The organism is Aquipuribacter sp. SD81 (assembly GCF_037153975.1).
Taxonomy (GTDB): Bacteria; Actinomycetota; Actinomycetes; order Actinomycetales; family JBBAYJ01; genus Aquipuribacter.
The window spans coordinates 1-7,980 of the sequence record NZ_JBBAYJ010000050.1 but is presented as its reverse complement, the minus strand read 5'-3'; the positions used below and the strand labels follow the sequence as shown (position 1 = coordinate 7,980).

General features: G+C 77.4%; 5 protein-coding genes. All 5 read left to right on the top strand.

What is annotated here, in order from left to right:
• On the top strand, positions 1–1,836 hold a 1,836-nt coding region (locus tag WAA21_RS17560; RefSeq protein WP_336924151.1), incomplete at its 5' end, for a peptidoglycan D,D-transpeptidase FtsI family protein.
• 75 nt (positions 1,837–1,911) lie between these two features.
• Positions 1,912–3,621: a UDP-N-acetylmuramoyl-L-alanyl-D-glutamate--2,6-diaminopimelate ligase gene (locus WAA21_RS17555; RefSeq protein ID WP_336924150.1), complete on the top strand. Its 1,710-nt coding sequence runs from the start codon at positions 1,912–1,914 to the stop codon at positions 3,619–3,621.
• A complete protein-coding gene (locus WAA21_RS17550; RefSeq protein WP_336924149.1) occupies positions 3,618–5,240 on the top strand; it encodes a UDP-N-acetylmuramoyl-tripeptide--D-alanyl-D-alanine ligase in 1,623 nt (540 codons plus the stop codon). The genes WAA21_RS17555 and WAA21_RS17550 overlap by 4 nt, the downstream gene beginning before the upstream one ends.
• Positions 5,237–6,334, top strand: a complete 1,098-nt coding sequence (gene mraY / locus WAA21_RS17545) for a phospho-N-acetylmuramoyl-pentapeptide-transferase (RefSeq protein ID WP_336924148.1) — start codon at positions 5,237–5,239, stop codon at positions 6,332–6,334. Before WAA21_RS17550 ends, mraY begins: the two co-directional genes overlap by 4 nt.
• Entirely contained in the window at positions 6,331–7,896 is a 1,566-nt protein-coding gene (murD, locus tag WAA21_RS17540; protein WP_336924147.1) for a UDP-N-acetylmuramoyl-L-alanine--D-glutamate ligase, read from the top strand. Before mraY ends, murD begins: the two co-directional genes overlap by 4 nt.
• The last annotated feature ends 84 nt before the right edge of the window (positions 7,897–7,980 follow it).

Below are 7,980 nucleotides of genomic sequence, written 5' to 3'. Positions count from 1 at the left end.
CCCCGCCCTCGGGCGGCGGGCGGTCCGGGCAGCGGCGGCGGCGCGCCGGTGCGGCCGGTCCGGGGCCCGCGCCCCGGCCCCCGCCCCGGCCGCAGCGCCGTCCGGCTGCGGGTCGTGCTCCTCGTCGTGTGCGTCGTCGCGAGCATCTACGCAGGACGGCTGTTCGAGATCCAGGGCGTGCAGTCCAGCGTCCTCGCCGCGGACGCGCTCGAGCTCCGGCTGCGCAGCACGCCGCTGCTCGCGCACCGCGGCGACGTCGTCGACCGCGACGGGGCCGTCCTCGCCACGACCGTCGAGCGGCGCCACATCACGGTCGACCAGACGCTCGTCGCCGACTACGTCGACCCCGAGGACCCGCGCCTCGGCGGGCCGCGGGCGGCCGCCGCGCGGCTCGCGCCGCTGCTGGGAGCGGACGTCGCCGACCTCACCGAGCGACTCGACGGCGACCGGCGCTTCGCCTACGTCGCCAAGGACGTGGAACCGCAGGTGTGGCGCGAGGTCGCCGCCCTGCGCATCACCGGGCTGTTCAGCGAGCAGGCGAGCCGCCGGACGTACCCCTCCGGTGCCGTCGCGGGCGGGCTGCTGGGCTTCGTCGGCGACGAGGGCCACGGCCTCGGCGGGCTGGAGCTGCTGCTCGAGGACGAGCTCGCGGGCACCGACGGCACGCTGCGATACGAGGTGAGCGGCGAGAGCCGCTCGGCCCGGCCGATCCCCGGCGGCGTCACCGAGACCGTGGAGCCGGTCGACGGCTCCGACGTCGTGCTCACCCTCGACCGCGACCTGCAGTACATCGCGGAGCAGGCCCTCGCCGAGGTCGTCAGCACGTCCGGGGCGCAGTCGGCGACCGCGGTCGCCGGCCGGGTCGGCACCGGGGAGCTGCTCGTGCTCGCCAACGCGCCGTCGATGGACCCGAACGACCCCGCGGCCGCCGACGCCGCCGACCGCGGCAACCGCGCCGTCGGCGAGGTCTTCGAGCCCGGGTCCACCTCGAAGGTCATCACGGTCGCCGCCGCGCTGGAGGAGGGCGTCGTGTCGCCCCACAGCCGCTTCGAGGTCGCCGACACGATCGCGCGCGGCGGCACCCGGTTCAAGGACTCCCACCCGCACGCCCTGCAGCGGCTCACCACCGCGGGCGTGCTCGCCGAGTCGAGCAACGTCGGCACCATCCAGGCCGGCGAGGCCATGACCAACGAGCAGCTGCACGCCTGGTTCGAGGCGTTCGGCTACGGCCGGGCCACGGGTCTCGGGCTGCCGGGGGAGTCCCCGGGCCTCCTCGCGGACCCGGCGGACTGGTCCGGCTCGCAGCGCTACACCGTCATGTTCGGGCAGGGCGTGAGCGTCAACAGCGTGCAGATCGCCTCGGTGTTCCAGACCATCGCCAACGGCGGCGTGCGCGTGACGCCGTCGGTGGTCGCCGGCACGCGCGACCCGGACGGCACCCTCGTGCCCCGGGCCACCGGCCAGGCCGAGCGGGTCCTGTCGGAGGAGACGGCCGCCGCGATGACGACGATGCTGGAGTCCGCGGTGTCGGGGGAGACCGGCACCGGCAGCAACGCGGCCGTGCCCGGCTACCGCGTGGCGGGCAAGACCGGCACCGCGCAGCGCTACGACGCGAAGTGCGGCGGCTACTGCGGCTACACCGCCTCCTTCGTCGGGTTCGCGCCGGCGGAGGACCCGCAGGTGTTCCTCGCCGTCATGGTGCAGGACCCCTCGCGCGGCAAGTACGGCGGCCAGCTCGCGGCGCCGGTGTTCCGGACCGTCATGGGGGCGGCGCTGGCGTCGGAGGGCGTCCCGCCCAGCACCGGCGAGCCCGCTCCCTACGACCTCACCTGGTGACCGCCCGTGCTGCCCGCGACCGCACCATCCGCCACGAGCCGTGCCCGCCGAGACGCGGGCGGTAACGTCTCGCGCGTGCCCGGACCGCTTCCCACGCTCGACGGGCTCGCGGCCTCCCACGGTCTGCGGGTGCTCGGGACCGACGTCGCCGCGGTGGCCGGACGGCCCGTGACCGGGGTCACCCTCGACTCGCGGCGCGTGCAGCAGGGCTGGCTGTACGCCGCGCTGCCGGGGGCCCGCACCCACGGTGCGCGCTTCGCCGCGCAGGCGGTCGACGCCGGCGCCGTCGGGCTGCTCACCGACGCCGAGGGGGCGGACATCGCCCGCGACGTCCTCGCCGGGGCGGCGCCGGGCGGCGCCGGGGCCCCACCGGTCCCGCTGCTGGTCACCGACGACCCGCGCGGCGCGCTCGGCCCCGTCTCGGCCGAGGTGAACGGCGACCCCTCGCACCGGCTCGCGCTCCTCGGGGTGACGGGCACGAACGGTAAGACGACGGTGTCCACGCTCGTCGACGACGTGCTGCGCGGGCTCGGCCTGCCCAGCGCGCTCATCGGCACCATCCGCGCGCGCATCGGCGACGACGCGCTGCCGAGCACTTTCACGACGCCGGAGGCGCCGGACCTGCAGGCGCTGCTGCGCCGCGCGGCCGACGCCGGCTGCCGCGTGGTCTCCAGCGAGGTGTCGAGCCACGCGCTGGAGCAGCGGCGGGTCGACGGCACCCGCTACGCGGTCGTGGCCTTCACGAACCTGTCGCGGGACCATCTCGACCACCACGGCACGATGGCGGCGTACTTCGCCGCGAAGCTGCGGCTGTTCACCGGCGGCTTCGCGCCGGCGGCCGTCGTCGGGGTCGACGACACGTGGGGCCGGGACGTCGCGGCGGCTGCGCGCGACGCCGGCCTCGAGGTCGTGACCGTCGGCACCGCGGGTCCGGCGGGCACGGCGGGCGCCGCGGGCACGACGGGCACCGCGGGTCCCGGGGCCGCACGGGCGGACGGCGGCGCGCGTCCCGACGTCGTCGTCGACGTCGTCGAGACGACGGACGACGGGCGTCAGCGTGTGCGCCTGGACCCCCGCGACGGCGTCCTCAGCGGGACCGACGGCCCGCTCGAGGTCGACCTGCCCGTGCCCGGCGCGTTCAACGCCGTCAACGCCGCCCTCGCGGTCGTGCTCGTCGACGTCCTGCTGCGCCGCGAGCCGGGCGTCCTCGCGGGCGCGGAGCACCCCGGGGCGGTCGCGCTCGCGGCCCTCCTGTCCCACGCGGGGGGCGTCCCGGGCCGCATGGAGCGGGTGGCCCCGCGCCGGTCCGGCGCCGACGGCGCCCCGCTCGTCGTCGTCGACTACGCGCACACCCCCGACGCCGTGGCGGGGGCCGTCGCGGCGCTCCGCCCGGCGACACCGGGCCGGCTCGTCGTGGTGCTCGGGGCGGGCGGCGACCGCGACCCCGGCAAGCGGCCGGGGATGGGGGAGGCCGCCTCCGCGGCCGACCTCGTCGTCGTCACCGACGACAACCCCCGCGGGGAGGACCCGGCCGCGGTCCGCGCCGCCGTCCTCGCCGGCGTCACGGCCGAGGTCCGCGAGGTCGGCGACCGCGCCGAGGCGGTCCGTGTCGCGCTGGCGGCGTGCGAGGGCCCCGCGGACACCGTGCTCGTCGCCGGCAAGGGCCACGAGACGGGCCAGACCGTCGCCGGCACGACGCACCCCTTCGACGACCGCGAGGTGGCACGCGACGCCCTCGACGACTGGCTCGCCCGGCGCGGCGCGGCCCCGGGGGGCGGCTCGTGATCGCCCGGGACGCCGCCGAGGTGGCGGAGGTCGTGGGCGGCCGGGTGCTCGAGGGCGCGGCGCCCGCGGGCGCCGGCGACACCCGCGACCCGCACCCGCTGACCGGCGTCGCGGTCCTCGACTCCCGGGTCGCCGGGCCGGGCGACCTGTTCGTGGCCGTGCCCGGCAGCCGCGTCGACGGCCACGACCACGTGGCGGGTGCCGTCGGTGCCGGGGCCGCCGCGGCGCTCGTGCAGCACGAGGTGCCCGGTGCGGAGTCGCTCGCGGCCCCGCTCGTGCTCGTCGACGACACGCCCGCTGCGCTCACCACCCTCGCCCGCTGGACCGCGGCCCGGGCCCGCGAGAACGGCACCCGGACCGTCGGCATCACCGGCAGCGCGGGCAAGACGACGACCAAGGACCTGCTCGCCGCCGTCCTGCGCGCGCTCACCGCGACGGCCGAGGACGCCGCCCGCTCCCCGGGCGACGACGGGCCCGGTCTCGTGCCCGGCCGCGACCGCGTCGTCGTCGCCACCCCCGGCTCGTACAACAACGAGCTCGGGCTGCCGCTCACCGTGCTGCGCGCCGACGCCACGACCCGCCTCCTCGTTCTGGAGATGGGGGCCCGGGGCGCGGGCCACGTCGCGCACCTCGCGGGCATCGCCCGCCCGGACGTCGCCGTCGTCATCGGGGTCGGCAGCGCCCACCTGTCGGAGTTCGGCAGCCGCGAGGCCATCGCGGAGGCGAAGGGCGAGCTCGTCGAGGCGCTGGACGCCGACGACCCCGCGGCGCTCGCGGTGCTCAACGGCGACGACGCGCTCGTGCGCGCCATGGCCGACCGCACCCGCGCCGCCACCGTGCTGTTCGGCACCGGCTTGCACTGCCCCGTCCGCGCCGAGGACGTCGACCTCGACGACGACGCCCGGCTCCGCTTCACCCTCGTCGACGACCGCGGCCACGCCGCGGGCCCGGGGCGCGCACCCGTCCGGCTCCGCCTCACCGGCGAGCAGCACCTGCCCAACGCCCTCGCCGCCGCCGCGGCCGCCCTGCACCTCACCGGCGCGGCCGTCGCCGACGTGGCGGCCGCCCTGTCGCAGGCGGCGCCCGCGAGCCGGTACCGGATGGAGGTCGTCGACCGCCCGGACGGCGTGCGCGTCGTCAACGACGCGTACAACGCCTCCCCGGAGGCGGTCGCGGCCGCGCTGCGGGCGCTCGCGCACGTCGGGCGCTCGGCGCACCCGCGACGGCGCACGTGGGCCGTGCTCGGGGAGATGCTCGAGCTGGGCGAGCACAGCCGCGAGGCGCACGACCGCGTCGGCCGGCTCGCGGTCCGCCTCAACATCGACCGCCTCGTCGCGGTCGGCCCGGGGGCGCTGCCGCTGCACGCCGGCGCCGCCCACGAGGGCAGCTGGGGCGAGGAGTCCGTGCACGTGCCGGACGTCGACGCCGCCCGCGCCCTGCTCGCCGAGGAGCTCGCGCCCGGTGACGTCGTCCTCGTCAAGGCGAGCAACTCCGTCGGGCTGTGGCGCCTCGGCGAGGAGCTCGCGACCGCCGTCGCGCCCGTCGACGGTCCGGGGGACCGACCCGGCACCCGACCGTCCGCCGACCCGCGCACCGACCCGCAGGAGACCACCCGATGAGGGCCGTCCTCTTCGCGGCGGGGACCAGCCTCGTGCTGACCCTGCTGCTGACCCCCGTCTTCATCCGGCTGCTCGTGCGGCAGGGCTACGGGCAGTTCATCCGCGACGACGGCCCCACCACCCACCACACCAAGCGCGGCACCCCCACGATGGGCGGGGCGGTCGTCATCACGACCGTGCTGCTCGCCTACCTCGTCGCGCACCTCGTCACGCTCACGCCGCTCACGTACTCGGCGCTGCTCGTGCTCTACCTCATGACCGGTCTCGGCCTCGTCGGCTTCCTCGACGACTGGACCAAGATCCGCAAGCAGCGCAGCCTGGGGCTGCGGCCGTGGCAGAAGCTGCTCGGGCAGTCCTTCGTGTCGGTCACCTTCGCGGTCCTCGCGCTGCAGCTGCCGGACGAGAACGGCCGGACCCCCGCCTCCACCGCCATCTCCTTCATCCGCGACATCGACGCGCTCGACCTCGCCGTCGCGGGCGGGGTGGGCGGCACCGTCCTCTTCGTCGTGTGGGCGTACCTCATGATCGCCGCGGCGAGCAACGGCGTGAACCTCACCGACGGCCTCGACGGCCTCGCCACGGGCGCGAGCCTGTTCGTGTTCGGTGCGTACACGATCATCGGCGTGTGGCAGTCCAACCAGGACTGCGGGGCCGTGTCGGCGGGCTTCCAGTGCTACGAGGTGCGCGACCCGCGCGACCTCGCCGTGGTCGCGGCGGCGCTGCTCGGCGCCTGCTTCGGCTTCCTGTGGTGGAACGCCTCGCCGGCGAAGATCTTCATGGGGGACACCGGCTCGCTGGCCCTCGGCGGCGCGATCGCCGGCCTCGCGATCCTCACGCGCACCGAGCTGCTGCTCGTCATCCTCGGCGGGCTCTTCGTCGTCATCACGGCCTCGGTCATCATCCAGGTGGGGGCGTTCAAGCTCACCGGCAAGCGCGTGTTCCGGATGGCGCCGCTGCAGCACCACTTCGAGCTCAAGGGCTGGGCCGAGGTCACCATCGTCATCCGGTTCTGGATCATCGCCGGGCTCTGCGTGGGCGCCGCGCTCGGCGTGTTCTACGGCGAGTGGGTCGTCGGGATCGAGCCGGGCGGGTGAGCCCGGCGGAGCCGCCCGCCGTCGCCGCGCTGCGCGGGCTGGACTGCGACCTGTCCGGGCTCACGGCGCTCGTCGCCGGGCTCGGCCTCTCCGGGTTCTCCGCCGCCGACGCCCTGCTGGAGCGGGGGGCCGCGGTGACGGTCGTCGACGACCGCGAGCCGGTCGACGGCAGCGCCGCCGCCGAGCGCGCCCACCTGCTCGACGTGCTCGGCGCCCGCCTCGTCCTCGGCGGGACCGCCACGGCGCCGGCCGACCTGCTGCGCTCGGCCGGCGGGACGGCCGCGCACCCGGACCTGCTCGTCGCCTCGCCCGGCTGGCGCCCGGACCACCCGGTGCTGCTGGCCGCGGCCGGTACGGGCGCCGTCGTGTGGGGCGAGGTGGAGCTCGCGTGGCGCCTGCAGGGCGGGGCCGAGGGCCCGCCGTGGCTCACCGTCACCGGCACGAACGGCAAGACGACGACGGTCGAGCTGCTGGGCTCGGTGCTGCGCGCCGCCGGCCTGCGCGCCCGGACCGCCGGGAACATCGGCACCCCGCTCGTCGACGCCGTCCGCGACCCCGCGGGCGCCGACGTGCTCGCGGTCGAGCTGTCGAGCTTCCAGCTGCACCTGGTGCGGACCGTGTCCCCGCACGCGGCCACGTGCCTCAACCTCGCGCCGGACCACCTCGACTGGCACGGCGGCGCGCAGGCGTACCGGGACGCGAAGGCGCGGGTGTACGAGCGTGCGCGGGTCGCCGCGGTCTACAACGCCGCCGACCCCGCCACCGAGCAGATGGTCCGCGACGCCGACGTCGTCGAGGGCTGCCGGGCGGTCGGCTTCACCACCGGCGCACCACGGGTCGGCGAGGTCGGCGCGGTCGAGGGGCTGCTCGTGGACCGCGCGTTCATCGAGGAGCGCGACCGGGCCGCCGCCGAGCTCGGCGGGCTGGCGGACCTCGTCGCGCTCGCGGGCGTCGCCGGGCCCGAGGACGTCCCCGCCCACGTCGTCGCGAACGCCCTCGCCGCGGCCGCCCTCGCCCGGTCCCTCGGGGTGCCCGCCACCGCCGTGCGCGACGGGCTGCGCTCGGCGAACATGCCGCCGCACCGCGCCGCGACCGTCGCCGTCCTCGACGGGGTCCGCTTCGTCGACGACTCCAAGGCGACGAACCCGCACGCCGCCGACGCCGCCCTCGCCGCCCTCGACGACGTCGTGTGGGTGGCCGGGGGGCTCGCGAAGGGCGCGACGTACGACGACCTCGTCCGCCGGCACGCCGGACGCCTGCGCGCGGCGGTCCTGCTCGGCGCCGACCGCGCCCTCGTCGCCGACGCGCTGCGGCGACACGCCCCCGAGGTCCCCGTCGTGACGGTCGACCCGCCCGACACTGGCCCCGTGGGTGCCCTCGACGACGACCGCGCCCGGGCGCTGATGGACCGGGTCGTGGCGGCCGCGGCCGACCTGGCCCGGCCCGGCAGCACCGTCCTGCTGGCCCCCGCGGCGGCGTCCATGGACCAGTTCTCCTCCTACGTCGCCCGCGGCGAGGCGTTCGCGGCCGCCGTGCGGCGCCGCGCCGGGAGCGCCGGGTGAGGCCCGCGGGTACCCTCGAGCGCGGCTCCGCGCGGGGCGGCGGCGCGAGCGGCGCCGCGACCGGCACCGCCGGCGCGCGGGGAC

Coding starts and splice junctions, on each gene's coding strand:
- mraY (WP_336924148.1), top strand. CDS start 5,237: ATGAGGGCCGTCCTCTTCGCGGCGGGGACCAGCCTCGTGCTGACCCTG.